The organism is Rhizobium changzhiense, assembly GCF_013087625.1.
GTDB lineage: Bacteria > Pseudomonadota > Alphaproteobacteria > Rhizobiales > Rhizobiaceae > Rhizobium > Rhizobium sophorae.
Map to the genome: position 1 here is coordinate 297,831 of NZ_JABFCQ010000002.1, position 23,750 is coordinate 321,580.

The 23,750-nt window shown below is 60.6% G+C and carries 26 protein-coding genes and 1 tRNA gene; 12 read left to right on the forward strand and 15 right to left on the reverse strand.

What is annotated here, in order from left to right; translation table 11 throughout:
- Positions 1-10: 10 nt before the first annotated feature.
- Entirely contained in the window at positions 11-760 is a 750-nt protein-coding gene (locus tag G9X68_RS10870; protein WP_171602377.1) for a cytochrome c biogenesis protein CcdA, read from the reverse strand.
- 230 nt (positions 761-990) lie between these two features.
- On the opposite strand from G9X68_RS10870, the gene G9X68_RS10875 reads away from it, so the two are divergent.
- Positions 991-1,066 (forward strand) — tRNA-Lys (locus G9X68_RS10875).
- Positions 1,067-1,247: 181 nt separating this feature from the next.
- Here the strand turns inward: G9X68_RS10875 and G9X68_RS10880 are convergent.
- Positions 1,248-1,685: an ATPase inhibitor subunit zeta gene (locus G9X68_RS10880; protein ID WP_342355323.1), complete on the reverse strand. Its 438-nt coding sequence runs from the start codon at positions 1,683-1,685 to the stop codon at positions 1,248-1,250.
- 203 nt (positions 1,686-1,888) lie between these two features.
- Between G9X68_RS10880 and G9X68_RS10885 the strand changes: the two genes are divergently transcribed.
- Positions 1,889-2,092, forward strand: coding sequence for a CsbD family protein (locus G9X68_RS10885; RefSeq protein WP_129420829.1), 204 nt, complete (start codon positions 1,889-1,891; stop codon positions 2,090-2,092).
- A gap of 89 nt (positions 2,093-2,181) precedes the next feature.
- Here the strand turns inward: G9X68_RS10885 and G9X68_RS10890 are convergent, their stop codons facing one another.
- Entirely contained in the window at positions 2,182-2,409 is a 228-nt protein-coding gene (locus G9X68_RS10890; RefSeq protein WP_171602378.1) for a hypothetical protein, read from the reverse strand.
- Between the two features lie 147 nt (positions 2,410-2,556).
- Here G9X68_RS10890 and G9X68_RS10895 point away from each other — a divergent pair, with 147 nt between their 5' ends.
- Complete coding sequence (locus G9X68_RS10895) at positions 2,557-2,727, forward strand: hypothetical protein (RefSeq protein WP_012757375.1); 171 nt, start codon at positions 2,557-2,559, stop codon at positions 2,725-2,727.
- Between the two features lie 356 nt (positions 2,728-3,083).
- Complete coding sequence (locus G9X68_RS10900; protein ID WP_171602379.1) at positions 3,084-4,598, forward strand: FAD-dependent monooxygenase; 1,515 nt, start codon at positions 3,084-3,086, stop codon at positions 4,596-4,598.
- Here the strand turns inward: G9X68_RS10900 and G9X68_RS10905 are convergent.
- On the reverse strand, positions 4,595-5,236 hold the full coding sequence (locus G9X68_RS10905; RefSeq protein WP_342355329.1) for a hypothetical protein: 642 nt from the start codon (positions 5,234-5,236) through the stop codon (positions 4,595-4,597). The genes G9X68_RS10900 and G9X68_RS10905 overlap by 4 nt on opposite strands.
- Here G9X68_RS10905 and G9X68_RS32300 point away from each other — a divergent pair.
- Positions 5,117-5,455: a hypothetical protein gene (locus G9X68_RS32300; protein ID WP_342355332.1), complete on the forward strand. Its 339-nt coding sequence runs from the start codon at positions 5,117-5,119 to the stop codon at positions 5,453-5,455. The two genes, G9X68_RS10905 and G9X68_RS32300, sit on opposite strands and share 120 nt — an antisense overlap.
- Here the strand turns inward: G9X68_RS32300 and G9X68_RS10910 are convergent.
- Genes G9X68_RS10910 through coxB form a run of 5 tightly spaced genes read right to left on the reverse strand, consistent with a single transcriptional unit; the run spans position 5,431 to position 11,047 of the window.
- Positions 5,431-6,477, reverse strand: a complete 1,047-nt coding sequence (locus G9X68_RS10910) for a c-type cytochrome (RefSeq protein WP_171602381.1) — start codon at positions 6,475-6,477, stop codon at positions 5,431-5,433. The genes G9X68_RS32300 and G9X68_RS10910 overlap by 25 nt on opposite strands.
- Entirely contained in the window at positions 6,468-7,100 is a 633-nt protein-coding gene (locus G9X68_RS10915) for a cytochrome c oxidase assembly protein (protein WP_171602382.1), read from the reverse strand. The genes G9X68_RS10910 and G9X68_RS10915 overlap by 10 nt, the downstream gene beginning before the upstream one ends.
- On the reverse strand, positions 7,097-7,477 hold the full coding sequence (locus G9X68_RS10920) for a hypothetical protein (RefSeq protein WP_171602383.1): 381 nt from the start codon (positions 7,475-7,477) through the stop codon (positions 7,097-7,099). Before G9X68_RS10920 ends, G9X68_RS10915 begins: the two co-directional genes overlap by 4 nt.
- 4 nt (positions 7,478-7,481) lie before the next feature.
- A complete protein-coding gene (gene ctaD, locus G9X68_RS10925; protein WP_171602384.1) occupies positions 7,482-9,998 on the reverse strand; it encodes a cytochrome c oxidase subunit I in 2,517 nt (838 codons plus the stop codon).
- The gene (gene coxB / locus G9X68_RS10930; RefSeq protein ID WP_425328640.1) at positions 9,995-11,047 is read right to left on the reverse strand and encodes a cytochrome c oxidase subunit II; all 1,053 of its coding nucleotides are present in this window, start codon (positions 11,045-11,047) and stop codon (positions 9,995-9,997) included. Before coxB ends, ctaD begins: the two co-directional genes overlap by 4 nt.
- A 931-nt stretch (positions 11,048-11,978) precedes the next feature.
- Here coxB and G9X68_RS10935 point away from each other — a divergent pair.
- Positions 11,979-12,269, forward strand: a complete 291-nt coding sequence (locus G9X68_RS10935) for a DUF982 domain-containing protein (RefSeq protein ID WP_171602385.1) — start codon at positions 11,979-11,981, stop codon at positions 12,267-12,269.
- A 186-nt stretch (positions 12,270-12,455) separates the two neighbouring features.
- Here G9X68_RS10935 and G9X68_RS10940 read toward each other — a convergent pair whose 3' ends face one another.
- Positions 12,456-13,283, reverse strand: a complete 828-nt coding sequence (locus tag G9X68_RS10940; protein WP_171602386.1) for a nickel-binding protein — start codon at positions 13,281-13,283, stop codon at positions 12,456-12,458.
- A 540-nt stretch (positions 13,284-13,823) separates the two neighbouring features.
- On the opposite strand from G9X68_RS10940, the gene G9X68_RS10945 reads away from it, so the two are divergent.
- The 3 genes from G9X68_RS10945 (at position 13,824) to G9X68_RS10955 (ending at position 14,637) form a co-directional block, all read left to right on the forward strand.
- Positions 13,824-14,081 (forward strand): DUF982 domain-containing protein, encoded by a 258-nt coding sequence (locus G9X68_RS10945; RefSeq protein ID WP_011651896.1) that lies wholly within the window; start codon positions 13,824-13,826, stop codon positions 14,079-14,081.
- A gap of 104 nt (positions 14,082-14,185) precedes the next feature.
- Positions 14,186-14,356 carry a hypothetical protein gene (locus tag G9X68_RS10950; RefSeq protein ID WP_162039352.1) on the forward strand — a complete coding sequence of 57 codons (171 nt, stop codon included), beginning with the start codon at positions 14,186-14,188 and terminating at the stop codon, positions 14,354-14,356.
- A complete protein-coding gene (locus tag G9X68_RS10955; protein ID WP_171602387.1) occupies positions 14,356-14,637 on the forward strand; it encodes a hypothetical protein in 282 nt (93 codons plus the stop codon). Before G9X68_RS10950 ends, G9X68_RS10955 begins: the two co-directional genes overlap by 1 nt.
- A 31-nt stretch (positions 14,638-14,668) precedes the next feature.
- Here the strand turns inward: G9X68_RS10955 and G9X68_RS10960 are convergent, their stop codons facing one another.
- Together G9X68_RS10960 and G9X68_RS10965 are read right to left on the reverse strand one after the other, a co-directional pair.
- Positions 14,669-15,934, reverse strand: coding sequence for an MFS transporter (locus G9X68_RS10960; RefSeq protein ID WP_171602388.1), 1,266 nt, complete (start codon positions 15,932-15,934; stop codon positions 14,669-14,671).
- 177 nt (positions 15,935-16,111) lie between these two features.
- Positions 16,112-17,608 carry an FAD-dependent oxidoreductase gene (locus G9X68_RS10965; RefSeq protein WP_171602389.1) on the reverse strand — a complete coding sequence of 499 codons (1,497 nt, stop codon included), beginning with the start codon at positions 17,606-17,608 and terminating at the stop codon, positions 16,112-16,114.
- Between the two features lie 44 nt (positions 17,609-17,652).
- Here G9X68_RS10965 and G9X68_RS10970 point away from each other — a divergent pair, with 44 nt between their 5' ends.
- On the forward strand, positions 17,653-18,177 hold the full coding sequence (locus G9X68_RS10970) for a MarR family winged helix-turn-helix transcriptional regulator (RefSeq protein WP_171602390.1): 525 nt from the start codon (positions 17,653-17,655) through the stop codon (positions 18,175-18,177).
- Between the two features lie 110 nt (positions 18,178-18,287).
- Positions 18,288-18,764 carry a DUF2938 domain-containing protein gene (locus tag G9X68_RS10975; protein ID WP_171602391.1) on the forward strand — a complete coding sequence of 159 codons (477 nt, stop codon included), beginning with the start codon at positions 18,288-18,290 and terminating at the stop codon, positions 18,762-18,764.
- 404 nt (positions 18,765-19,168) lie between these two features.
- Here G9X68_RS10975 and G9X68_RS10980 read toward each other — a convergent pair whose 3' ends face one another.
- The 3 genes from G9X68_RS10980 to G9X68_RS10990 are packed head-to-tail and all read right to left on the reverse strand — an operon-like array spanning position 19,169 to position 22,163.
- Complete coding sequence (locus tag G9X68_RS10980) at positions 19,169-19,810, reverse strand: ThuA domain-containing protein (protein ID WP_171602392.1); 642 nt, start codon at positions 19,808-19,810, stop codon at positions 19,169-19,171.
- Positions 19,811-19,828: 18 nt separating this feature from the next.
- A complete protein-coding gene (locus G9X68_RS10985; RefSeq protein WP_171602393.1) occupies positions 19,829-20,929 on the reverse strand; it encodes a Gfo/Idh/MocA family protein in 1,101 nt (366 codons plus the stop codon).
- Positions 20,930-20,963: 34 nt separating this feature from the next.
- Complete coding sequence (locus G9X68_RS10990) at positions 20,964-22,163, reverse strand: ROK family transcriptional regulator (protein WP_003539497.1); 1,200 nt, start codon at positions 22,161-22,163, stop codon at positions 20,964-20,966.
- Positions 22,164-22,366: 203 nt separating this feature from the next.
- On the opposite strand from G9X68_RS10990, the gene G9X68_RS10995 reads away from it, so the two are divergent.
- Positions 22,367-23,671, forward strand: a complete 1,305-nt coding sequence (locus G9X68_RS10995) for an ABC transporter substrate-binding protein (protein WP_171602394.1) — start codon at positions 22,367-22,369, stop codon at positions 23,669-23,671.
- Positions 23,672-23,750: the final 79 nt, after the last annotated feature.

Sequence of the window (23,750 nt, forward strand, 5' to 3'; positions counted from 1 at the left end):
AACCGGTGGCCTAGCCGATCTGCATCAGGATGGGAAAGGTCTGCTGGAACCAGATCGCCACATTGCTGACCCATCCGAACAGGAAGGCGAGGCCGGTAAGCACGAGGAACAGACCCATCACCTTTTCCACCGTGCCGAGATGGCGGCGGAAGCGCGACAGGAAGCGCATGAAGGCGCCGGAAAAGCCGGCGGCGACCCAGAACGGGATGGCAAGGCCGAGCGAATAGATGGCGAGCAGCCCGGCGCCGGAGCCGACCGTCTCGCGCGAGGCGGCAACGCCGAGGATGGCCCCGAGCACCGGGCCGATGCAGGGCGTCCAGCCGAAAGCGAAGGCAAGGCCCATGATATAGGCGCCCGTCAGCGTCGCCGGTTTGCCGCTGCCCTGGAAGCGCGCCTCACGCGCCAGCACCCCGATTCGAAAGAGGCCAAGGAAGTTCAACCCCATGACGATGATGATCAGTCCGCCGATCTTCGACAGGAGGTCGAGATGCTGGCGAAGCGCCATGCCGATGCTGGAAGCACCGGCGCCGAGCGCCACGAAGACGGTGGCAAAGCCGAGCGTGAAGAGCAGTGCGGAGAAGAACACGCCGCGCCTGACGTCGGGCGCCACCGCCACCGCACCGCCGCCGCGGAACTGCTCGACGGATATGCCGGCCATATAGCAGAGATAGGGCGGAACGAGGGGCAGCACGCAGGGCGACAGGAAGGAAAGCGCCCCGGCAATCAGCGCGCTCCACAGGGAAATATCGGCAATCGACACGCATTCTCTCCGGCTGCAATCTGCGTGATGTTCCTAGCTTTGCAGCCAAGCGATTGCCAATCACCTTTTTGCGCGCGCAAGAAATCTGTCTCTGCACGCAAGACATTGTCTTGGCGCCCGCAAGAAATGTGCCGAACGTTTGCAAAAGGCAAAATTTTCGGTTGACCGGCATTGGTCGCCTGCCTATGTTCCGCCCACTTCCAGCCGGGGTGGTCACACCCGCGGAGAGGGAGAGCGTAGCTCAGCTGGTAGAGCAACTGACTTTTAATCAGTAGGTCTCGGGTTCGAACCCCGACGCTCTCACCATAATTTTCAAGCAATATCAATACTGTAGTATGTGTAAAGGGCGTCAGTGATTGGGGCCTTTTACGCACTTTACGCCCACGATTGGCACATGACACATGGGCATGTAAAAAAACCGCCGGCTGGTGAGGTCGACGGCTACATACCGTATGGAACGCGCCCACAGTGCAGGAGCGCTCCGTGCTCAAGGCTGTCCAGCGGCCTCGACCAGAAATTCACTCATCTTTGCTGCCACGTCCTGCTCGCTGACGTTCTGACCAGCCGCTTGAAGATCCGATATAATTTTCGAGAGAACTCCAGCGTCTCCACCCCCTTTAAAGCGGGCATCAGTGATTTCAGCGCCGTAGCCCGCAACATCATCCCGACCAATGAGGCCTGCAATCCATTGCGCCAAAAGCCTGTCCATGCGCGATTTGAGCTTGATGGACCTCTCGGCGTCTTGGAAGTATTGATCCTCCATCGCCTTTTTGCGGTCTCCTAAGTCGGCCATCGTTTTTTCTCCCTGATTTGTGTCATCTCCGCCTGCAGAGTATTTTAGCACATTAAACGCCACACCATCTGATTTAACGTGATGATCGGCGTTCACGACGAAGTCATCATCTCTTTGGACATCGTGGGTCACGGGATTCTATCCGCACCTCCCGCAAGCCCGAGCCTCACGAAGCATCGCTTTTCGTAATCATGAACGAGTTGACAAGCGCCGGTATAAATTTCGCGGAAAGAGGGGTTGAATTTCGAGAATTCCACCCCGCCAATACGTGCCGGCTGGAACCAACTTCCCCTGCGGTCCGTTTTCTTCTCATCGACAAACAGGAGAAATCGACCATGGATTGGAATCGTGTCGAAGGAAACTGGAAGCAGGCGAAGGGCAAGATCAAGGAGCAGTGGGGAAAACTCACTGACGATGATCTCGACCAGATCGCCGGCAAGCGCGACCAGCTGGAAGGCAAGATCCAGGAGCGTTATGGCATCGAAAAGGACCGTATCAAACGCGACATCGATGACTGGACCGGTCGCCAGACTTGGTAATGCCAGACTTGGTAATGACCGAACAAAAACCCGGTGAAAGCCGGGTTTTTGCTGCCGAAGGAGTTAAGCCGGCTGATGACTGTCGGATGTCATGAATATCCGCCAAACGCCAAGAGAAGGGCGCCAATCGCGATAATCGCGAGCGCCGGCCAGTTCTGGGATATCCCGAGGAACCTGAGGCCTTGGCGCCGGGGCTCCAGCGTGGTTCCGCCTTGCGGCATTTGATGCGGATTACTCGGTTTTCGACCAAGCACCGACGTAAAGAGAAAAAGAAGTCCGCCGATGATGAGAGCGGCTCCGGTCAGGATTGCCCACATGATGGCCTCCGCTAGCGATGAGGATGTGGGTTAAACCAAATCCGGACCTGATCGTTCCGTGAGCGGCTATTCACGTGAACAACCGCCGCGTCGGAACCAAAAGGCGCTCGCGGTGAATTTGACCGCTGAGCAATCCGGGAGATCCTGATGGACAAGACACCGAAGACGGCCATCCGCGGAATGATGTTGTACGTGCTCGCTCTTCTCGTCCTGGGGGTGCTGGCGGGCGCCGCCTACACGATCTATGGCCATCCCGCCGATCCGTCCGAGCGACCGGCGGCCGAGACGATTCCGCAAAAAGCTCCGGCTCCACAGTGACATACGTCCTTCCAAGTCATTGATTGATTGATCGCCCTTCGAGAGGAGCGATGACGAGGGAAGGCGCCTGCCACATCCAGCGCCCACCCGGTCAGGACGGTATTGAGAAGCTTGGGCTCCACAGCAAGAGACCCGCAAGTGGCAGCAAATAGGGCTTTGGAGAGCAAGCCCGAAATCCTGTCGCAAGTCCTTCCAACCAGTATGGAGCTTATATTTATAGGGAGAACAACCTGCGACAGAGAAAAACGGCATCTGCGCAGGGCCGATGGGCCGATTAGATGGGAGGCGGCCGTGCGGCCAGGTCTCTGAAACCTTGAGATATGGCGTTGGAACAATTGAAATAAGGGAGTTTGCGGATGAGAGAACATGCAGTCGTGGTTGCTGGGGCAGGGCCGACAGGCCTGATGCTGGCGGGCGAGCTGGCCTTGGCGGGCGTCGACGTCGCCATTGTCGAGCGCCGACCCGACCAGGGGCTTGCCGGTACGCGTGCCGGCGGTCTGAGTGCGCGCACGCTCGAGGTTCTCGATCAGCGCGGCATCGTCGACCGGTTCCTCGCCGAAGGGCAGATAGCCCAGGTCACGGGATTCGCGGTCACGCGTCTGGATATCAGCGATTTTCCGACCCGGCACAATTACGGGCTGGCGCTGCGGCAAAAGCATATCGAGCGCATTCTGGCCGGCTGGGTCGGCGAGCTGGCGGTGCCGATCTATCGCAGTCTTGAGGTAACGGGTTTCGCGCAGGACGAGACCGGCGTCACCATCGAACTCTCCGATGACGCCTCGCTCAGGGCAGGCTATCTCGTCGGCTGCGATGGCGGCCGCAGTCTGGTTCGCAAGGCTGCCGGCATTGCGTTTGAAGGATGGGATCCGACGACCGGCAACATTCTCGCCGAGGTGGAGATGGAAGAGGAGCCGCCATTGGGCATCCATCGCACGGCTCTTGGCATCTACGCCTTCGGCAGGGAGGAGTATGAAATCCACGACGGCAAGATCGTCTTTGCCAAGGAAGGTCCGATCGGCGTGATGGTGCCGGAGAAGACTGCCGGCGCGACGACCGAACCGACGCTCGGCGATCTCAGGGACGCGCTGATTGCCGCCTTCGGAACGGATTACGGACTCCATCGCGTCAACTGGATTTCCAGGTTCACCGACATGTCCAGGCAGGCGACGGCCTACCGCAAGGGCCGGATACTCCTGGCCGGCGATGCCGCCCATGTGCATTCTCCGGTCGGTGGGCAAGGCCTCAACACGGGCGTGCAGGATGCCGTCAATCTCGGTTGGAAATTGGCCCAGGTGGTGAAAGGGACATCGCCTGAAGCCTTGCTCGACACCTATCACGCCGAGCGGCATCCGGTTGCTGCCCGCGTGTTGCGCATGACGATGGCGCAGGTCGCATTGCAGCGCACCGACGATCGCACCGAAGCCCTGCGTGAGGTGGTGACGGAGCTGCTTGGCATGGAGGAGCCACGCAAACGGATCGCAGCCGAAATGTCCGGATTGGCGATCCATTACGAGTTCGGCGAGGGGCATCCGCTGCTCGGCCGACGCATGCCCGACCTCGACCTCACCACGGCGGATGGTCCTGTGCGCCTCTTTGCGCTGCTCCAAGATGCGCGGCCTGTATTCTTGAACCTCGACGCGCCCGGCAGCTTCGACATTGCGCCATGGTCGGACCGCGTCAGGTCGGTCGACGCCGGATATGACGGCGCATGGGAGCTGCCTGCGCTGGGCTTGGTCTCGGCGCCGACGGCAGTGTTGATCCGGCCCGATGGATATGTGGCGTGGGTGGGCAACGGGACGCAGGATGGTCTGCAAGCGGCTGTGAATAGCTGGTTCGGACAACTCGGCTCAAGGCCGAAAAGCGCTGATTAAGCGGCGAGCGAGATCGGATCGCAATCCGATATCGTCGCGAGATCCGGCATCGGTTTGCCGCGGCGTTCCCACGTCCGGCGGCTGATGCCGAAAGCCTCCCAGGGGCGCACTTGACTGAAAGAATTGGCGAGATAGTCGGCTCTGGAAAGCGCGCCGGCGGCACGCCGTTGCTCCTCTTTTCGGCTTCGGTCCCGCTGCCGCCGCTTTTCCTTTTGAAATTTTGCTCTCTTCCGTTTCGGCACATCGAACGCACCGATGGTGCGGATATCGAGGGCGCTCCGTTCCGCGTAGCTTAAATGCAGAGCGTGGCCGAGCGCGTCGGCCGACAAGTCAGAAAAGCGCACTTTTGTCCGCTCGTAGATCACCTCCTCTATGTCGGCTTTCCCGGCCCAGGGAAGCCATCGCGCCGCCCAGCCAAGGACCACCTCGACAAACTCTTCCTTGAATTCGACAAGGGCGAGACCGGCGATCACCTCGATGTAAATCAATGCGTCATCGGCCTCGGGCACGATCTCTCCATGGCGATGCTTGATCAGTTTTTCGATCTCGCGCATCCGGCCGCGGAAATGGTTCCAACGGCTGGCCCGCATGCGGCGCTGGACGGCCTTGTAACCGATGAGACAGTCGCCGATCTTGATGGCTGTAACATCCCGCGCCAAACCCTCCGGCCGATCGGCTTTTGTCGTCCGTTTTTCCGATTGAGCCGCTTGATCTGGACCCATAAGTCGAGCCATCGATTTTCCTTTGCCATCTGCCTGAAGAGTGTAAAGGAAGGCCGAGGGGGTGATCATCCACTTTTTGCGATCGGCGACCAGCGTCGCGCAGGAAAGCTTCAATCCAGGGGCAACGCCCCGTAATAGGCCGCGAGCGCCTGAATATCGTCGTCGCTGAGACCAGTAGCAGCCCTGGTCATCACACCCGCATAGGCGCCGCCGCCACGATTTCCGCTGCGGAAAAGACCGAGCTGGTTCTCAAGATAGGGTACCGGTTGGCCGGCGAGGCGTGGATAGGCCTCGTTGGCGCCGGCAGCATCGTGGCACGCGGCGCAGGCTGCGATGCCACGCGTCCGGTCACCGCGTTCCGCAAGGGCCCTGCCGTGAGCTCTTTTTTCCGAATCCCGGCCCGTTTCAGTGGCTGCGCCCTGGTTGGCGAAATAGTTTGCCAGCTTTTTTCGGTCTTCGCTCGATGTCCGCGAGAGCGCAACCTTCATGACACCGCTTGGACGTTTGCCGGTCGCATAAGCCTCAAGACTGTCGCGGAGGTAAGTCTCCGACTGGTCGGTGAGACGCGGGATGAGGCTGGTTTCGTCGGGGCCTGCCGACGAATGGCAGCCTTCGCAGCTTTTCACGATCGCAGCGAAGTCCCGGGATGCCGTCGCGGAAAAGCCGGCGAGCCGCTGATAGGCGGCCTCGTCGAGGCTTGGATATTCCCGCAGGAAGGCCACCATGGCCCAGACCTCGTCATCCCGCTCCAGCGAAGGCCAGGCGGGCATGCCGGTATAGCGCACGCCATGTTTGACGATCGCGAAGAGTTCGGCATCGTTCCATGTCGCGATGACATGCTGCAGGTCGGGCGGAGGAGGAAGCATGTTTTCGACCGTGGCGGGTCGCGGCATTGCCGGCGAACCGTGACAGCCCGCACATCCGGTTTCGTAGTGACCTGCGGCAAGCGGCAGCATGGCCGCCGTAAACCGTGGTGCATGCCCGCCGAGGGCTGCTGTGCGCACGGATGACCGCATCACCCAATGCAGGAACCAGTCCGTGACGCGCCAATGCCCGGTACTGGCACGGATGTCGATGATGCCGGCCCAAGCGACGAACAGGCCCGCTGCAGCAAGTGCTGCGGCGCCGGCAGATATCCGTCTCAACCTTATCCGCATTGGCTGCCCCTTGAAGACGTGGGCTTGAGGACGTCGGTAAGCAGGATGATGGCGCCGAGCATATAGGCGGCTGCGCCGACCAGGAGCATGACGACACCTCCGAGTTGCTGATCGGTGTCACGGCTGAGCGCGAAACCGAGACAGGTGACATCTCCGATCCCATAAAGCGGGCGGGGCGCAAGTGTCAGCAGGACACCGAGCAGCGTCATGTGGATCGAGGTGAAGAGCAGGCCGATGATGCCCGCCAGCCGCTGGGTGCCTTCCTCATGACGCCGGAAACACGCGGTCCACAACAGAATGCCGGCGAGAAGGAAGCTTGCCTGTTCGAGAAGCATCGCATCAAGCCGCGTTTCCGCCAGCCGACGGAGCGCCGGCATATGCCAGAGCCAGACGACGAGGAGCTCGGCGACCGAGGCGAGTACCGGCCCGAACCAAGGCAGATGGACGGCGGGATCGAGCCGCCTGCCGCTGACTGCGATCGCCAATAGCGGAGCTGCAATGGCGACGGTCGTCATGTGGACGATCATATGCGCCGTCAGTGATCCGCCGTTCCAGTTCGTCGCAAGAAGCGCCAGCGCCAGACAAAGGGCAAGGATGCCGGCGACAAGAGCAAGGTTCTTCATCTTGCGCAGGCCTCGATAAAAAGCAGCGGGACCGATACGAAGATGACCGCGACGAAACTCAGGCCCGACAGCAGCAGCGTTGCAAAGCCCTGGAACAGCAACCGGTCTTCCCTCGTCGGTTCGTCATGGGGCGGATCGCCGCTGCCGAAGCCCCATTGCCGCCAGGCGAGCCAGGCGGCGCCGAGAATGGCAAGCAGCGCGAAAACCGTCACAATCGACAGGGTAAAGCGGAGCATGCCGAAAGAGAAAGCGATCTCCGATGCTTTCGCGCAATAGACGGCTGCTGCGACATAGCAGACAAGAAAATGCAGAGCCCAGACGACCGGGCCGGTAAACAGGGTCCAGAGCGTTTCCGCTTCTTTGGGAATCAGGCGCATCTCGTCACCTCAACTCCGGAAACAAGCCCAGCACTCCGAAGGAGGTGAGGGCAGTGATGATGAGGAAGTGCCAGTAGAGCACGACGTTGCGCAGGTCGGCGTCATATTCCGCCGTCAGGCGACCCGCAAAACTACCCGCCAGACAATAGAGCTGCATGATCACGGCAACGAGGCCATGAATGACCGTCCAGAGTATGATGACCCAGACGATCGCCGGATAGACATGCGCCGTCGGCTGCATGTCGTAGAGATATGGACCCGCCAGACCGGCGGCGCAGGCGGCAAGTGTGAGGAACGTGGCGGTGAGGAGACAAAGGCGGACAGATGCCACTCGGCCCATGGTATTGATGTATTGCGCAAACAGCATGGCAAGCCAGGCAAGCGCAAAGAGCGTTGCCGCCATCAGCGGCCAGAGCCTGCCCGGACCCGGCAATCCTGCCGTAAAATCGGGATGGATAGTCCAGTAGAAAAAATAGCCGAACATCAAGCTGGCATAGGCCGTGCCGTCTCCGGCCATGGTGATGAATACCGCCCACCAGCCGACCGAAGCCGGGCCGGAGGCGTAAAGGGGAACCTGCTTGCCAAGCCCGATATTCCGGAGGTTTTGCCTTGGTATCTCGCTGGTTCCGGTCCAGAGCCAGATCAAGATGGCGGCAAGTGTCACGGTGGCGCATAGCGCCGTCAAGATCCACCAATGGAAGGTTAGCGCGATGAACGCGCCGCCAAGTGCCAAAGCGGAAATGATGGTCAGAAGCGACGTGCCGCCGACCCGCAGGCATTGCAGCGGTTCGGCGTCCAGAACCGACGTCACGAGCGTTTCGCGCCGACCATCGGCCGCGTCCGGCAGATAGAACCTACCCGCCTTGATGCCGTCGATCAGCTCCGGCTGGTCCCAGAGTGGATACCGGCTTTTGATGATCGGAATGGACCGCACGCCCCAATTTTCTTCCGGCTCGCTGATCCACTCCAGCGTTCCGGCATTCCAGGGGTTCATTTCGCCTGTCGGTTCGCGATGTTTCGGACGCAGGATATCGACAACGATGATGGTGACACCGGCGGCAAAGACGAAAGCGCCGATGGTGGAGACGAGGTTCAGAAGGTTCCAGCCGACGTCGGACGGGTAGGTGAAGACCCGCCGCGGCATGCCGCGCAGACCAGTCAGATGCATGGGGAAGAAGGCGGTATTGAAACCGATGAACATGAGCCAGAAGGCGATCTTGCCCCATCGATCCGAGAGTTTTCGCGCGTTGATCAGCGGAAAATAATAATAGATTCCGGCAACCACCGGAAACAGCATGCCGCCGATCATCACGTAATGGAGATGGGCGACGACGAAATAGGTGTCATGTGCCTGCCAGTCGAAGGGCGCGAGCGCCACCATGACGCCAGTCAGCCCACCCATGATGAAGATTGCCAGTCCCCCGGCGCCAAAGAGCATGGGAAGGGAAAAGATCACCCGGCCAGCCAGCATGGTGGCGATGAAGACAAAGATCTGCACGCCGGTCGGGATTGCGACGGCCTCGGATGCTGCCGAAAAGAAGGCCAGTGAAATCTGCGGCAGGCCCGTGGTGAACATGTGGTGGACCCAGAGCCCGAAGCTCAGGAACCCGGTGCCGACGGCGGCCAGCACGATCCAGGAATAGCCGATGATCGGGCGCTGCGCAAAGGTCGGAACGATCATCGCCATGAGCGCGATGGCGGGCAGGAAGATGATGTAGACCTCGGGGTGGCCGAAAATCCAGAACAGATGCTGCCAGAGCAGCGGATCGCCGCCGCGTGCGGAATCGAAAAAAGGCCAGTCGAACATCCGCTCCATCTCGAACAGGATGTCGCCGGCAATCAGCGGCGGGAAGGCGAAGAGGATCATGCCCGCCACGATCAGCAGATACCAGGCAAAGAGCGGCATCATGTTGATCCGCATGCCCGGCGCCCGGCATTTCATGATGCCGACGATGAGCTCGACGGCTGCGGCGATGGATGCGACCTCGATGAAGGAAAGGCCGAGCAACCAGATATCCGCGCCGATGCCGGAATATTGCTTGTCGGTGGCAAGCGGCGGATACATGAACCAGCCCGCATTGGGCGCCGCCCCGAAAAAGATGGACCCGCAGACAAACACACCGCCGAGCGCAAAACTCCAGAAGCCGAATGCGGAAAGCCGCGGAAAAGGCAGTTCCCGCGCGCCGAGCATGGAGGGCAAGAGGAAGATCGCGACCGCCTCGAAGATCGGAACGGCAAACAGGAACATCATGACTGTGCCGTGCAGCGTGAAGGCCTGGTTGAAGAGATCGGCGGAGAGAAAGTCGTTGTCGGGGACTGCCAGCTGCAGACGCACGAGCAGCGCAAGCATGCCGGCAAACAGCATGAAGATGAAGGCGGCCGATCCATACCATAGGCCGATCTGAGTGTTGTTGACGGAGGTCCAGTAACGCCAGCCTTTCGGATTGGCCCAGACGCGCCGAAGTTCCGCTTCCTGCGCGGCGGATGTTTCGGCTGAGACCGAAGCAAGCGGTTCCGTCATTTAAGCCCCCCGAGATAGCGGGCAATTTCCTCGATATCACCTTCAGGCAGCATGTCGAAAGCGGGCATCTTCGCGCCCGGTTTCACCGACGACGGTGAGCGAATAAAGCGGGCGATGTTTTCCGGCGTGTTGGCAAGCGCACCTGCGCCGATCGAGAGGCGGGCGCCGATCAAGGAGAGATCCGGGGCGATCTGGCCGGCGATCTGCAGTCCACGGAGTGAATGACAGGCCACACAGCCATGGCGCTGCAGGAGTTGTCGGCCTTCAGCCGCAACGCTTGCGTCGCCATCGATCAGCCTGCTGCGCCAAGTGCTGTAATCGTCCTCCTCCATGACGACAACCGAGAAAGCCATATAGGCGTGCGAAGCACCGCAAAACTCGGCGCAAGGGGCACGATAGGTGCCGGTGCGCGTTGGCGTCAGCGTGAGGAAATTGGTCCGGCCCGGAATCATGTCCATCTTGCCGCCAAGCGCCGGAATCCAGAAAGAATGAATGACGTCGGTTGCTTTGAGAGAAAAGGCCGCGGTTCGGCCGATGGGCAGGCGAATTTCGTTGGCGGTCTCGAAAGCCGGCTGGTCGCCGACGGCCGGATAGCGAATACGCCACCAGAACTGCTCCCCGGTCACTTCGATCGCCCCGTCCTTTGCTGCAGGCGGGTTCCAAGGCCGTATGGCCGGCATCAGCCAGACTGCGTAGCCCAGCAAAAGCAGAAGGACGACAGTCGGAAAAGCAACTCCACCCCAGGCAATGAGCGCGCCAGCCTTCTCCGCCGCCCAGGCTTCCCGTCGATGGCGCGCAGCGTGAATGAGCAGGAAGGTTACGCCGACCCAAATCGACATGCCGCCAACAAGCATGACGACAAACAGCCGATAAACCGCCTCCGATTCCTCGCCGGCGGGGCTAAGCGCGGACTGCTGACCGTTGCAACCCGCAAGAACGAGTGCACTGAAAGGAACAAGACATCGCAGGACTGTCGGTCTCCCTTTCCTCCAATGCTCAAGCTCTCCGATATGGAACGCGTATCTCCGATGGCAAGTGGCGGGGCAGATCGCCGATGCCATAAACACCGTCACAACAGACGACCGAAAATTCCTGCGGTGAAACAGCCGGCTCGGCCGTCTTAAAACCTGTCAGAAGGCGTTGGCGGATCAATCGCGCGCTTCGTGAAGTGTTTTTCAACCAGGCGCTTGCTCCGGCTTCCCTCGTCCATATGATCGCCGGGAGAAGAAGACGCGGTTGAGCCGCCGCATGCCATCAGCACCTCTGCAATCAGCGGAAGCCGAAGAAACTCAAAATCGCAAGCACGATAACGACAGCGCCGACAAGCCAGATCAAATTGTTCATGGGAAACCGTTCTCCTGTTTAAGGGTCGGGCCATTGTGACCCGATCACTTAACGGTGAGGCAGGGCTTGGAGTTCCCAACCGGTCCAATTGCTGTGGCGTGCCACCTTCGGCGCAAAACCAATTTTCGGCTCTATGTCTTTCAATAGCTGCACGAGCGAGCATTGCCGGGTCTGAATCCACCCGCGCATGCCGGGTTTACTGATGTATCCCGCTGATATTGAAAATCCTGGTGATCCTGCCTTGCAGGCGATGTGCAGGAAGACGTGAACGCGGACACACCGATCAGCACTCCCGCTACCAATGGAAAAAATCGGCTCATCTGAACGTCTCTTCGCAAGCTTGTCATGGTTGTAATCTACCATGTCAGGACGAGAATATACGAAAACATCTGGCCGCCAGATCACGCTCACCTGAGTCGAAACATTCGTATGATTGATCAATCAATTTATAATCGTGATGCGCCGTGCCTCAACCGATGATCAAATTCGCGTAAGGCTAATCTGGTCGGGTTATTCTGTCGCTATGGAAGTAGTTGCACGAAGTTAATAGTCAAGCGGACTCGATTGTGACTTGAACAGATCACGGTTTTTCAGTAAAATTACACCATAAAAAAGTAATATAAATGGGAGGATACTATGTCGTCAACTCGGTTTGATCCGATTCTGCTTCACCGCAAACATTTCATCGATGAGATCAGCTCCCTCGATGAAATCTTCGATTTTCTCGACGAGTGGCCGGAGGACAAACGGGGTTTGGCATATGACACGCTGTTAAAGGCATGCAGAGACACGGCTAACGGGCGTTTCCCGCTGAGCGCTGCACGCGAGAATTTCCGGCGGTTCCTGAAGATGTCTGGCGTGCTTGCCAAGGTCGAGGGTGGCCCCAAATTCGACGGACTGATGAACCATCAAATGGGTAATGCTTAGTCAGAGTATAGGCCTGTTGGGGGCAGTCTGCATGGCAGGGAGGGCGCGCCGTGACATTAGTTGCGGCGCGTTCTGGTTTCGATATCTTCTGATCGGATGATCGCCTATTTCTTCGCCACAAAGCGTCGCGGCAAGCCCTTCCAAGAGGCAGCCGGCTATTTGGTCGGGTGTTGGATCCAACAGATCCTAGTTTACGCCGGCATTGGCCCAATCGCATCGGAAGACCAGCACGGGCTTCGAGAACCCCTTGAACCGTCGGCGTGTTGCGTGAGCGAAGAGATCGGCAGCGCCATATTCCCGAAAAATATTCTCTGATACCAGGATCTGGTCGCTAGAGGCTGCCGCGCAGAGCCGCGCGGCAAGTTGCACGGTCGAGCCGAAGAGGTCGTTGCTGTCTTCAACCGGCTCGCCGCAGTCCAGTCCGATGCGGATATGGATCGGCTCGGTGTTTCCGCCGTTGTAACGCTCGAATTCCCGCTGGATCGCCATGGCGCATTCGACGGCCGCCGTTGTCGCGGCGAAGGCCGCCATGATGCCGTCGCCGGTGTGCTTCACTTCGCGGCCCGAATTCTGGCTAAGGCATCGGCGCACGATAGCGTCATGGGCTCTGACCATTTCGGTCGCAATGCGGTCGCCGAGGCGCGATGTCATCGCTGTCGATCCGACGATGTCGGTAAAGAGGATTGCCCGGTGGCCGGGATCGACGTCGCTGGACGACTGGCCAGGGGCCGGCTCAGGGTCATGAATTCGGCCAAGAAAAGCCTCGACCGCCGACAAGGCGACCTCGACGATTTCGCCGGCGACGAAGCCATGCGCCTCGCGATGCACGCATTGCGCGGTTTCCGCATCCGGCGCATCCACGAGACAAAAGGCGGTCCCGCGCCGCTGATCGAACCAGTAGGTCAGGAACTTGACGCCGTATTTGTCCTGAACATCGAGATCCATGCGATGTGCCCGGGCAACGTCGGCGGCTGTCGTTCCTTCAAGAAAGTGCCGATCCATGAAAATAGGCATCGCGCGCTCCTCCCAGATCCGCCGCGTGCAGGAGAGGCATTGTACGACCCGGACGAAACTCCGTCCACCTCCGGGACAATCAATGAATGATTAGAGAGGGTTTTTGCTTCCAGCAAAGCATATGTGTTGCTGTAATCATTATAGAGTATAGAAGGAAAGACTGAGTTTTAATCAGCGGCGCGTGGGATGAAAGCCCGATATTTACCATAATCAGTCGCTTAATGACTGGTCGGGAGCTGTCGGGATCTTCAAGCGTTCCGTGTTCTCAAGCGCGGCGGCTGCCGGACCCGGGATTGGAGTAACACGTCTGTGACGGCCATGATTGACGAGGGCATGATACCGAAAAGTGTGAGCGGCTTTCGGACGACATCATGGTCTAACTATATAATGTAGAACAGGATTCAGATTTTAGGCCGACCGGTCCAAAATCATCTGTTCTAGGATCAAAAGCCACGCTTCGGCCGGTAGGCGGCTTGCCAACGGCACGCAAATTGCATCGTATTCCATAGCTCCACCGAAATTGGGAAAAGCTGTAGCAAAGTGAGACAGACGGCACATTTTCGACCGGTTGGCTTGGCCTCAATGGGGCTCGGCCATTATGCCGTTATTAACTCTGTGTGGGACGCCGCGCGCACGCTCCTGCGCGACTGGCCGGTAGACGACGGCGAAGAGTATTTCGAGGCCGTCAAGTCGTGCCTGGATGCGATTATCGGCGATCTCCCACCGGAACACGTGCGGGCGGCCTTCATCCGGGCGGCACAGGAGGCCGGCATTGCCGTCATAGAAGCGGCGGACTGAATACTCTCCGCGCTTCCACCCATCCTCAAAGCCATATCGTCCGACGCTTGACTTTTCCTGCCGAAGTTCTAACTTAGAACAAAACAGGAACATTGGAGATGATCATGACGCATACGGAACAGGTGATCGCCAACGCCCTCGCGCTTGTCGAAGCGTCCCGCGCAGCCCGCGAGCGGGATCAACAGCGGCGTGCCGCCTGGCAGAGAAAGGTCGAACTCAGCCGGCCGCTGCCGCCCTTGCCGCGCCCCGTTCAATTGCCGTTGGCGCTGAACTGATGCAGCCGGCAAAAGCCTTGGAACCCCATCGGGCACGCCCCGAACGAGCCGGGATCGAGCTAGCTGGGCTCGAGCAAGCCTGGCCCGATCAAGCTTGGCCCGATCAAGCTTGGGAAGTCGAAGCCGTGCTTGCCTGGCATGACGACAATGCCAAGGCGGCGATACGCTCGCTGCTCGATGACTGCAAACATCTCCGCCAGCAATTGGCGTTGGCGGAAAGCGTGATGAGCCGCGGGATGGCCCGCGGATGGGCGCCGCGATATGAGCGTGACGCCCTCTGAAACAGAGGCGATCCAGGCCTGGCAAGAGGCGTCAGCCGCCGGCAGCATTCGTCTCCGGATCGATCGCGGGGAGCCTAATGCGGGCGATGACGGCCCCGGCCAGTGCGATCGCCACCACGGCGCCGATCCATGCGCCATACAAGCTCTGCCCGAGAATGACGCCGGCAAGGACCGGCGTGACGATGTCGGTGACGGCGACAAGCGACTGCGTTGCTCCCATGACGATGCCCTGGCGTTGCTGCGGCACGTGCACAGAGAGCGCCGCAACGAATGTCGGCCGCGCCAATGCCACGCCCGTGCTGATGCAAAGGACGGCGAAGGCGAGGGCGGCGATGTCGGTAGCAAGGCCAGCCGTGACATAGCCAATCGAGAGAATGGTGAAGACCAGGACGATCAGGCCTCGCTCAGAGAAGGTGCCGCCGAGCCATCTCAGCAGGAAAAGCTGGACCAGGACGTTGATCGCACCGTCGGCGGTGAGCAGGTAACCCAACTCCTTCGGACCAAACGCATGCTCGTTCCAGGTGAAGGTATCCGCCAGAAAAACGGCGAGCTGCGAACTGAACATCCCGTATGAGAAATAGTGGCAGAGAAGAACCGCGACGAGGACGCGGGTGACCGGCGAGGCAAGCAGGCTTCGGAAGGAAACCTTCTCGCCGACCGTCTCGTTCGCTTTGCTGTCGTTGCCGAACCGGCCGCCCACATCGGCGCCTTTCAGCCAAAGCCCGGTCACCAGCATGCTGGTTGCCGACAGGGCAAGCGCGACCCAGATCGGCGCCGTCAGGGAAATGTCGGCAAGGTATCCGGAGAGGCTCGGTCCGATCATTCCGCCAAGGCCGAGGCCTGCACTCAAAATACCGATGGCCTGGCGCCGGGTGGTGAGGCTGCTGTTGTCGGCGGCATAGGCTGCCGCGGCCGAGAAGTTGGCTGCGGTCAGGCCGAGCAGGATCCGCGCCAGCAACACGAAGACGACGCTGTTGGCAAGCGCCAGCAGCAAGAGGCTGATCAGCGCTCCGGCCTGGCTGGCGAGCAAAACCCTCTTGCGGCCGTAACGGTCGGAAAGTTGACCCAGCCAGGGAGCGGCAACGAACTGGCTGAGCGCTTCCGCACCGAGGACAAGCCCGAGAATGAGCGGCGACGCGCCGAGATTCCGGAGGTAGAATGGCAGGATCGGCAGGATGGCGCCGCTGCTGGCGGTATCGAGGCTGACGATGATCAAAACCGGCAGCATCAGCCGCCAGTCAAGTTTCTGCGACGCGGCGCTTGCGGCAGCATCGATCGGACGCAGTTCATCGCTCATCACATCTCTCTCTCATTGACGGTAGGGCGCTGCGACGCGGGCGGGCGGTCGCGCTGAGAAACCGCGTCGACGCACGTCTCCGGCGTGCCACGCGATCGCGGCGGTTTTTTCTGAAACCGGCTCCAGCAGCGCGCCTGTTTTCAGACGCGCCGAGGCGGTGGCGCTATGAGTTGCCGCTTATGCAGCAAGGCCGACATTTGCGAGATAGGCTTCCAGGGCCCAGGCGTGAGCAGACGCAATGATAGCGCCGACATAGCCGTCCGGACGCACGAGCACCCAGTCGCCAGATGCCAGACCGTAGGCATCATGGAAATGCCCGCCTTCGTCGATGACGTCTCCGCGCCGGCCGATCCTGTGGATGTGCAGTCCGGCACGCGGCGGCACGGTGGCTTGCTCGGCCTCGTAGCCGAGCAGCGTCCAGTGCGGCCCCCTGAACAGTTCGAACAGACGCATCGGCTGGCCGGCGACACCTTTGAGCGGCGCATCGGGTGCACGGTCGCCCGCAAGCAGGCCGGCGTTCCGCTCCGGCTTTTCCAGCGCGAAGGAGGAGGAGGGATAGCCGATATCGAGTTGATGCACATCGCGGCCGCGCCGCATATCGCCTCGCTTCATGGCGTCGAGAAGATGGGTCGCCAGGCCGAGCACGGCGGCGGCGACCGGGCGGCGCTCTTCCTCGTAGCTGTCGAGCAGCGCGTCGGGAGCACCGGCAGTGGCCGCAGCCAGTTTCCATCCGAGATTATAGGCGTCCTGAACGCTGGTATTCAGACCCTGTCCGCCGGTCGGCGGATGCGTATGGGCGGCATCGCCGACCAGGAACACGCGGCCGAGCCGATAGCGATCGGCAAGCCGGGCGTTCATATGGAAGGCTGACGCCCAGGAGACCGATTGGATCTCGATGTCGTCGCGGCCGGTGCGTTCCTTCACCAGGGCAGTCAAGCCTGCCGCGGAGAGGTCGACCTCGCCTTCGAGCGGGATGGGTGCCTGGATCTGGAACAGATCCGTTCCCGCGAGCGGGCAAATGGCGATCTGCCGCTGCATGTCGCCATCGCCGAAGCGATGCCATACGTCTCGGTCCAATCCCTTGAGAATGACATCGGCGACCATGGCGCGCACGCCGAGCGTCTTGCCGGGAAAGCCGATATCCAGTGCGTGGCGCACGAAGCTGCGGCCGCCATCAGCGCCGACGAGCCAGCGCACGCGGATGGCCTCTTCACCGGATGTGCCCTTAAGCCGCGCAGTCACGCCCGTCTCATCCTGTTCGAAGCCGATGAGTTCGCATCCGAATTCTGGGCCATGCCCAAGCTCGAGCAGGCGCTCGCGCATCACGCCCTCGGTCAGGAACTGCGGCACCATCAGCGGAAGATGATAGGGCTCGGCCGGCGTCGGCTCCCCACCCACCACGGCGTCGGATTCGCTGACGCTACCGTCGTCACGATATTCCCGCTGCCGGGGATAGACGCCGCCGAGCGCGACGATCCGGTCGAGAATGCCGAGATCCTCGAACACCTCCTGGCTTCGCGGCTGAATACCCTTGCCGCGGGAACCGCGGAATGGGTCTTTCAATTTTTCGATCAGGCGGAAGGATACGCCTCGCCTTGCCAGCTCGATTGCCAGCGTCAGGCCGGCAGCCCCGGCGCCTGATATCAGCACGTCGACTGTGGAATTCTCTGTCATTGATCTCTCCATATGTGTATTATGCACATAATAGGAGAATCGGCATGACGTCAACAAAGAATGTGCAAAATACACATATAAGCGGAAAACTGCGCGAACTGCATGGGGCTTTGATCGAGATCGTCAGCGTCATGAACCGCCCGCAGCGCGACGAGCAGATGGTCCGCGAGGCGGGTATTTCGCTCGATCGCGCCCTGTTTCCTCTGCTGGTCACGATCGAACGGCTCGGTCCCATCGGCGTGGTCGAACTCGCCGACCGCGCCGGCCGCGATTACACCACCGTCAGCCGTCAGGTCGCCAAGCTCGAAAGTCTCGATCTGGTGGAGCGCCGCGGCAATGCCGCCGACCGCCGCGTGCGTGAGGCGGTCATCAGCCCGAAGGGCAAGGCAATGACCGATCGCATCGACGTCGCCCGCGAGCGGATGGGCCGGGCCATTTTCGAGAGCTGGGATGAACACGACTTCAATGAACTCGTGCGCCTCATGCGGAAGTTTGCCGAGGATATTAGTGGCGATATCGGCAATGGCGCGGGAGAAACGCAAGGCGAGGGCGGACCGCAGCCGGATTAGCCTCGGAATCCTTCCCTATGTGGCCTTTGAATTCACCGGAGGCATTGCGCCGGCGCGTCTGCGATGATCTTGTCGCGTCCTGCAATCGCAACGTTTTCCGGTGATTCCCAATGTTCGATATTCTGTGGCGCGGCCTGGTGATCGGCGCCGGCGCAACCATCCTCATGGACCTCTGGGCGATCCTGCTCACCCAGTTCGGCCAGTCGGCGCCCAACTGGGCACCGGTCGGCCGCTGGTTCTGGCACCTTGGCCGCGGCAAGGTCTTTCACGAGAGCATTGCCGACGCCGAGCCCTATGCCCATGAACTGGCGCTCGGCTGGATCAGCCATTACGCCGTCGGCATTCTCTATGGGGTGATCTTTGCCGTCATCATGGGCTCGGCCTGGCTGGCGGCCCCGACATTTCTTCCCGCCTGGATCTTCGGCATCGTCACCGTCGGGGCAGGGTGGTTCCTGCTGCAGCCGGGCCTCGGCATCGGCTGGGCCGCCTCCAAACACCCGACCCCGAACAAGGTCCGGTGCTTCAATCTGCTGGCTCATACGGTTTTTGCGCTGGGGCTCTACGGGACGGCATTGATCATCCGCTGAGCCCGGGGGCGTTTCGTCCGCCCCAGGGCGAGGGGACATGCCGCAACGTCTCGATTCCCTCTTCTCCCCAGCGGGGAGAAGGTGCCCGTAGGGCGGATGAGGGGGCCGGCGAAGCCGGTCGTGTCGTCTCGACCGAGGTCAGGGCGCTGGATCTTGGCGTTGCCGTCGGTGTGGCGGGATAGGTGGATTATGTGCGAGGTGTTCCGTGTGGCCCCCTCATCCGCCTGCCGGCACCTCCTCCCCGAGGGGAGAAGAGATTATGCCGCGACCTCTCCGTCCCTCGCCACATCTCGCAAGGCACGTCCTTCGCCGCGTTTACAGGGTCTGGAGGGTCGAGACGAGTGGCTCGACCCCGATAAGGTTAGATGAGAGGCAGCCATCCGCACGAACCGGACGGCCTCACCTTACCGCGCAGCCCAGTTGGCGCCGCGGCGGAAGATGGTTTTCATCTGGGGAACGTCGAATTCCTTGGCCTGATGGCCGAGCGAGGAATAGAAGACGCGGCCCTTGCCGTATTTCCGCTTCCAGACGACCGGCATGACGACGCCGTCGATCCAGTAGGCGTGTTCGCCGGTGAACTTGGTCGTCGCCAGAACCTCGTTCGAGGGGTCGATATGCATGTAATATTGCTCTGACGTATAGGGGAAATCGGCAATACCCTCCATGAGGGGATCGTCTGGGCGGGTGATGTTGACGGTATAATCGATGATGTTGCCGGGATGAGCCACCCACTGGCCGCCGATGATGAACTGGTAGTCGACGGATTCGCGGAAGGCGTCGCCCGCGCCGCCGTGATAGCCGGCGATACCGACGCCGCTTTCGATTGCGGTGGCGAGGTTCTTGACCTCTTCCTTCTCGATCTTCGACATCGTCATGATCGGCACGACGAGGCTGAGATCATGGACGGAGGGGTCGGCAAGCGCCTCGGTGCCGTGTTCGAGATAGACCTTGAAGCCGTCCTCCTCGAGCATGGTCTTGATGATTTCGGCGCACTCCTGCGGCTCATGCCCGCTCCAGCCGCCCCAAACGATCAGTGCTTCACGCATAGTCTTTCCTCCTGAAACTTATTTCGCCAGCCGTCCGTCGACGATGGAATCGGACAGCGGGGCAGGGCGCTCCGTTGCCGTGGTGATGGTCACCGTCCGGCCAGTTTCGGCAGCGGTGTGAAATGCTTCCATGACTTCCAGCACATGCAGGGCTAGATCGCCATTGGCGCGGTGCGGCCGGTTAGAGCGGATCGCATGCGCCATGTCGGCAACGCCGAGCGAACGGAAGTTGCCCTCGGCATAAGGCGCTGTCACCGACTGGTCCTCGAAGCCACCGCCCTTCTTCAGATATTCCACAGGGCCGCCGAACTTGTTCGGATCGGGAACGATCAGCGTGCCCTCGGTTCCGTAGACTTCCAACGGCACATGCTTGTGGCCGGAGACATCGAAGCTCATGGCGATCTGGACGACGGCGCCGTTGGCAAAGGCCATCATGCCGGTGACATGGGTCGGCACATGCACGGGAATGCGTTCGCCATTGCGCGGTTCGCTTGATATCAGCCGTTCCGCGCGCGGCGTCGTCGCAAAACCCGCGACTTGAGAAACCGGTCCGAGAAGATTGACGAGATCGGTGATGTAATAGGGCCCCATATCGAGCATCGGCCCGCCGCCGACTTCGTAATAGAAGGCCGGGTTCGGATGCCAGCGCTCATGGCCTGGGCACATGAAGGTTGCCGAGCCGCCGACCGGCTGGCCGATGACGCCTTGGTCTATCAAGGCACGCGCCGTCTGGTGGCCGCCGCCGAGGAAGGTGTCGGGGGCAGCGCCGATGCGGAGATTCTTCGCCTTGGCGGCTTCCGCCAATTTTTTCCCTTCCGCGAAATTAATCCCGAGCGGCTTTTCCGAATAGGTGTGCTTGCCGGCCTCGAGCGCCTGCAACGCCACGGCAACATGGGCCTTCGGGATCGTCAGATTGACGATGATTTCAACCTTTGAGTCGGCGAAAAGCTCTTCAACCGTCTTGGCCGGAACGTTGAATTCCGCAGCCTTTGCTTCCGCCAGCTCCCGATTGAGATCGGCGACGCCGCGGATCTCGAGAATGGGAAAGGACGCCATTGCCGTGAGATAGGCGCCCGAAATATTGCCGCATCCGATGATGCCGATACCGACCTTGTCCATGAATTCCTCCATTGAGTCTTGATTGTGACGCTCGTCAGAGCGCCGGCCCTGTCGTGCTCCAGGGCGATTCGTAGAGTTCGTAGAGCGCCACCGCCGCCGCACCCTGCGCCCAGAAATCATCGGTCGAATCGTCGAAGACGAGTTCGCTCACCCCGCGCAGCGATGGCGGAATGGCGAGCGCATAGGCATCGCGCAGGCTGTTGAGAAAGGGTTCGCCGAGCGCCAGGCTCGATCCGACCAGAATGACCCGCGGCGGCGCAAACAGCGTGACGATGTTGGCAATGGTCAAACCCACCGCTTCGCCGGCGCGGATCGCAGCACTGATCAGCCGGTCGTCATCGGCCTTGATCAGCGCCTGGGCATGGTTCATGCCGCGGCCGAGACGGATCGCTTCGGCAAAACGCCCGTCGGCCTGCTGTTCGCCGAGGATGGCGCTTTCGCCGGCCTGGCTGAAAAGCCGGACGACGCCGTTCGGTCCCATGCCGAGCACCAGGTCGCCGAGATTGTGGCTCAGGCCGCCGGCGCCGCGAAACAGGCTGTTGCCGTGCAGGACGCCGAGACCCAGCGTTTGCTCCAGCGAAATCAGCACCATATCTTCGAGATCGCGGGCCTTTCCGAACCAGTGATGGCCAAGCGTAATGGCGTGGGCGTCGCTTTCGACAATGGTCGGCGTTGCCAGCCGCGTCGACATTTCGGCGGCGAAATCGACATTGGTGTCGCGAAAGATCGGGCTGCTGCGGATATATCCGGTGCGATGCTCGATGACGCCGGGAAAGCCGAGGCAGACGCTGTCGACATCCTCCAGCGACAGCCCGGCATCGACGACGCAGCGCCGGACGCCATCCTCGACGAGATCGGCGATGACGCCGATCGGCTGCCGGTCGATGCGGATCGGCAAGGCGAGCTTCGACAGCACGTCGCCGCGGAAATTGGTGACGACGAACACCATCCTGTTGGCGGCGATCTTGGCGCCGACCACGCGGGCGGCATCGGGATTGAGCTCCAGCATCACCCGCGGCCGACCGCGCACGGCCTCATTGCGAATATCGCCTTCGTGACGTGGCAGGATCAGCCCGTCGTCGAGCAATGAGGCGGTGATGGCCGAAACGGTCGTGGTGGAGAGTTCGGTACGCTCGCTGATCTCTATCCGCGAGATCGGACCATGGCGCCTGATGGTATCGAGCACGTTCAAGCGATTGATCGCGCGCATTAATTCGGGATCTGCGGTCTTCATTGGAACTAGCCAGGCGAGCGTTTCGTTGGGGCGGAACCCAAATATTTTTAACGGGTTACGAAATAAATAGCAGGGAATTCAGTGGCCCTGTCAAGCGCATTTGATAAAAATAGAGGCATTGGGTTGACAATATGCCAAAGCGCCGTTGAATTAATCCGCATAGGGGAAAAATTGTGAGGACAGGACCCCTGGGAGGAAAAATCATGACTTTTAGGTTCAAGAGCACCGCTCTTAGCGGCAGGCGTATCGCATCCATGGCCGCGGCTGCCGGCATGTTGCTGGCCGGAGCAGGTGCCGCTTCGGCGGCGACGGTGGTCAAATGGCTGCATCTCGAGCTCGACCCGAAATATGTCGCGGCCTGGGAAGACATCGTCAAGAAATACGAAGCCCAGCATCCCGACGTTGATATCCAGATGCAGTTTCTCGAAAACGAGGCCTTCAAGGCCAAGCTTCCGACATTGCTGCAATCCGACGACGTGCCGGATTTCTTTTTCAGCTGGGGCGGCGGCGTCTTGAAGCAGCAGTCCGAGACCGGCGCCCTTCAGGATGTGACACCGGCGCTGGATGCCGATGGCGGCAAACTGCGCAACGCCTATAGCCCGGCTTCGGTCAGCGGCCTGACCTTCGAGGGCAAGACCTGGGCTATTCCCTATAAGGTCGGTCTGGTCAGCTTTTTCTACAACAAGGAACTCTTTGCCAAGGCCGGCGTGAAGGCCGAGGACATCAAGAACTGGGCTGATTTTCTCGCCACGGTGAAGAAGATCAAGGACGCCGGCATCGTTCCTATCGCCGGCGGCGGCGGCGAGAAATGGCCGATCCACTTCTACTGGAGCTATCTCGTCATGCGCGAAGGCGGCCAGAAGGTCTTCGAAGCGGCAAAGACCGGCCAGGGCGAAGGTTTCCTCGATCCCGCGATCATCAAGGCCGGCGACGATCTCGCCGAACTCGGAAAGCTCGAGCCGTTCCAGCCCGGCTATCTCGGCTCGACCTGGCCGCAGGCGCTCGGCGTTTTCGGTGACGGCAAGGCTGCGATCATCCTCGGCTTTGAAAATACCGAGGCCAACCAGCGCAAGAATGCCGGTGACGGCAAGGGTCTCGCACCCGAAAATATCGGCCGTTTCGCCTTCCCGGCGGTCGATGGCGGCGCCGGCAAGCCGACCGATACGCTTGGCGGTCTGAACGGCTGGGCGGTCACCAAGAAGGCATCCAAGGAAGCGATCGATTTCCTCGCCTTCCTGACGAATGCGGAGAACGAGCGGGCGATGGCCAAGGCCGGCATGCTTCTGCCCGTTGCCGTCGGCGCCGGCGACGGCGTCACCAACCCGCTGCTTGCCGAATCGGCAAAACAGCTGGCCGGCTCGACCTGGCATCAGAATTATTTCGACCAGGATCTTGGTGCGGCGGTTGGCCGTGTCGTCAACGATGTGTCGGTGGAAATCGTCTCCGGTCAGATGAATTCCAAGGACGGCGCCCAGATGATCCAGGACGCTTTCGAGCTGGAACAATAACCAGCGCCTGCAGACCCATCCTGGCGCTCCAGTGAAGAGCTGGAGCGCCAGCATTGCTGCCGACATGCCGAAAGCAGGA

Bases quoted from the DNA above. Each gene is read 5' to 3' on its own strand.
- G9X68_RS10995 (WP_171602394.1), top strand. From the start codon at position 22,367: ATGACTTTTAGGTTCAAGAGCACCGCTCTTAGCGGCAGGCGTATCGCA.
- G9X68_RS10985 (WP_171602393.1), bottom strand. From the start codon at position 20,929: ATGGACAAGGTCGGTATCGGCATCATCGGATGCGGCAATATTTCGGGC.
- G9X68_RS10970 (WP_171602390.1), top strand. From the start codon at position 17,653: ATGACGTCAACAAAGAATGTGCAAAATACACATATAAGCGGAAAACTG.
- G9X68_RS10980 (WP_171602392.1), bottom strand. From the start codon at position 19,810: ATGCGTGAAGCACTGATCGTTTGGGGCGGCTGGAGCGGGCATGAGCCG.
- ctaD (WP_171602384.1), bottom strand. From the start codon at position 9,998: ATGACGGAACCGCTTGCTTCGGTCTCAGCCGAAACATCCGCCGCGCAG.
- G9X68_RS10910 (WP_171602381.1), bottom strand. From the start codon at position 6,477: ATGCGGATAAGGTTGAGACGGATATCTGCCGGCGCCGCAGCACTTGCT.
- G9X68_RS10915 (WP_171602382.1), bottom strand. From the start codon at position 7,100: ATGAAGAACCTTGCTCTTGTCGCCGGCATCCTTGCCCTTTGTCTGGCG.
- G9X68_RS10920 (WP_171602383.1), bottom strand. From the start codon at position 7,477: ATGCGCCTGATTCCCAAAGAAGCGGAAACGCTCTGGACCCTGTTTACC.
- G9X68_RS10950 (WP_162039352.1), top strand. From the start codon at position 14,186: ATGACGCATACGGAACAGGTGATCGCCAACGCCCTCGCGCTTGTCGAA.
- G9X68_RS10895 (WP_012757375.1), top strand. From the start codon at position 2,557: ATGGACAAGACACCGAAGACGGCCATCCGCGGAATGATGTTGTACGTG.
- G9X68_RS10885 (WP_129420829.1), top strand. From the start codon at position 1,889: ATGGATTGGAATCGTGTCGAAGGAAACTGGAAGCAGGCGAAGGGCAAG.
- G9X68_RS10965 (WP_171602389.1), bottom strand. From the start codon at position 17,608: ATGACAGAGAATTCCACAGTCGACGTGCTGATATCAGGCGCCGGGGCT.
- G9X68_RS10960 (WP_171602388.1), bottom strand. From the start codon at position 15,934: ATGAGCGATGAACTGCGTCCGATCGATGCTGCCGCAAGCGCCGCGTCG.
- G9X68_RS10955 (WP_171602387.1), top strand. From the start codon at position 14,356: ATGCAGCCGGCAAAAGCCTTGGAACCCCATCGGGCACGCCCCGAACGA.
- G9X68_RS10935 (WP_171602385.1), top strand. From the start codon at position 11,979: ATGTCGTCAACTCGGTTTGATCCGATTCTGCTTCACCGCAAACATTTC.
- G9X68_RS32300 (WP_342355332.1), top strand. From the start codon at position 5,117: ATGGCGATGCTTGATCAGTTTTTCGATCTCGCGCATCCGGCCGCGGAA.
- G9X68_RS10900 (WP_171602379.1), top strand. From the start codon at position 3,084: ATGAGAGAACATGCAGTCGTGGTTGCTGGGGCAGGGCCGACAGGCCTG.
- G9X68_RS10940 (WP_171602386.1), bottom strand. From the start codon at position 13,283: ATGCCTATTTTCATGGATCGGCACTTTCTTGAAGGAACGACAGCCGCC.
- G9X68_RS10990 (WP_003539497.1), bottom strand. From the start codon at position 22,163: ATGAAGACCGCAGATCCCGAATTAATGCGCGCGATCAATCGCTTGAAC.
- G9X68_RS10890 (WP_171602378.1), bottom strand. From the start codon at position 2,409: ATGTGGGCAATCCTGACCGGAGCCGCTCTCATCATCGGCGGACTTCTT.
- G9X68_RS10975 (WP_171602391.1), top strand. From the start codon at position 18,288: ATGTTCGATATTCTGTGGCGCGGCCTGGTGATCGGCGCCGGCGCAACC.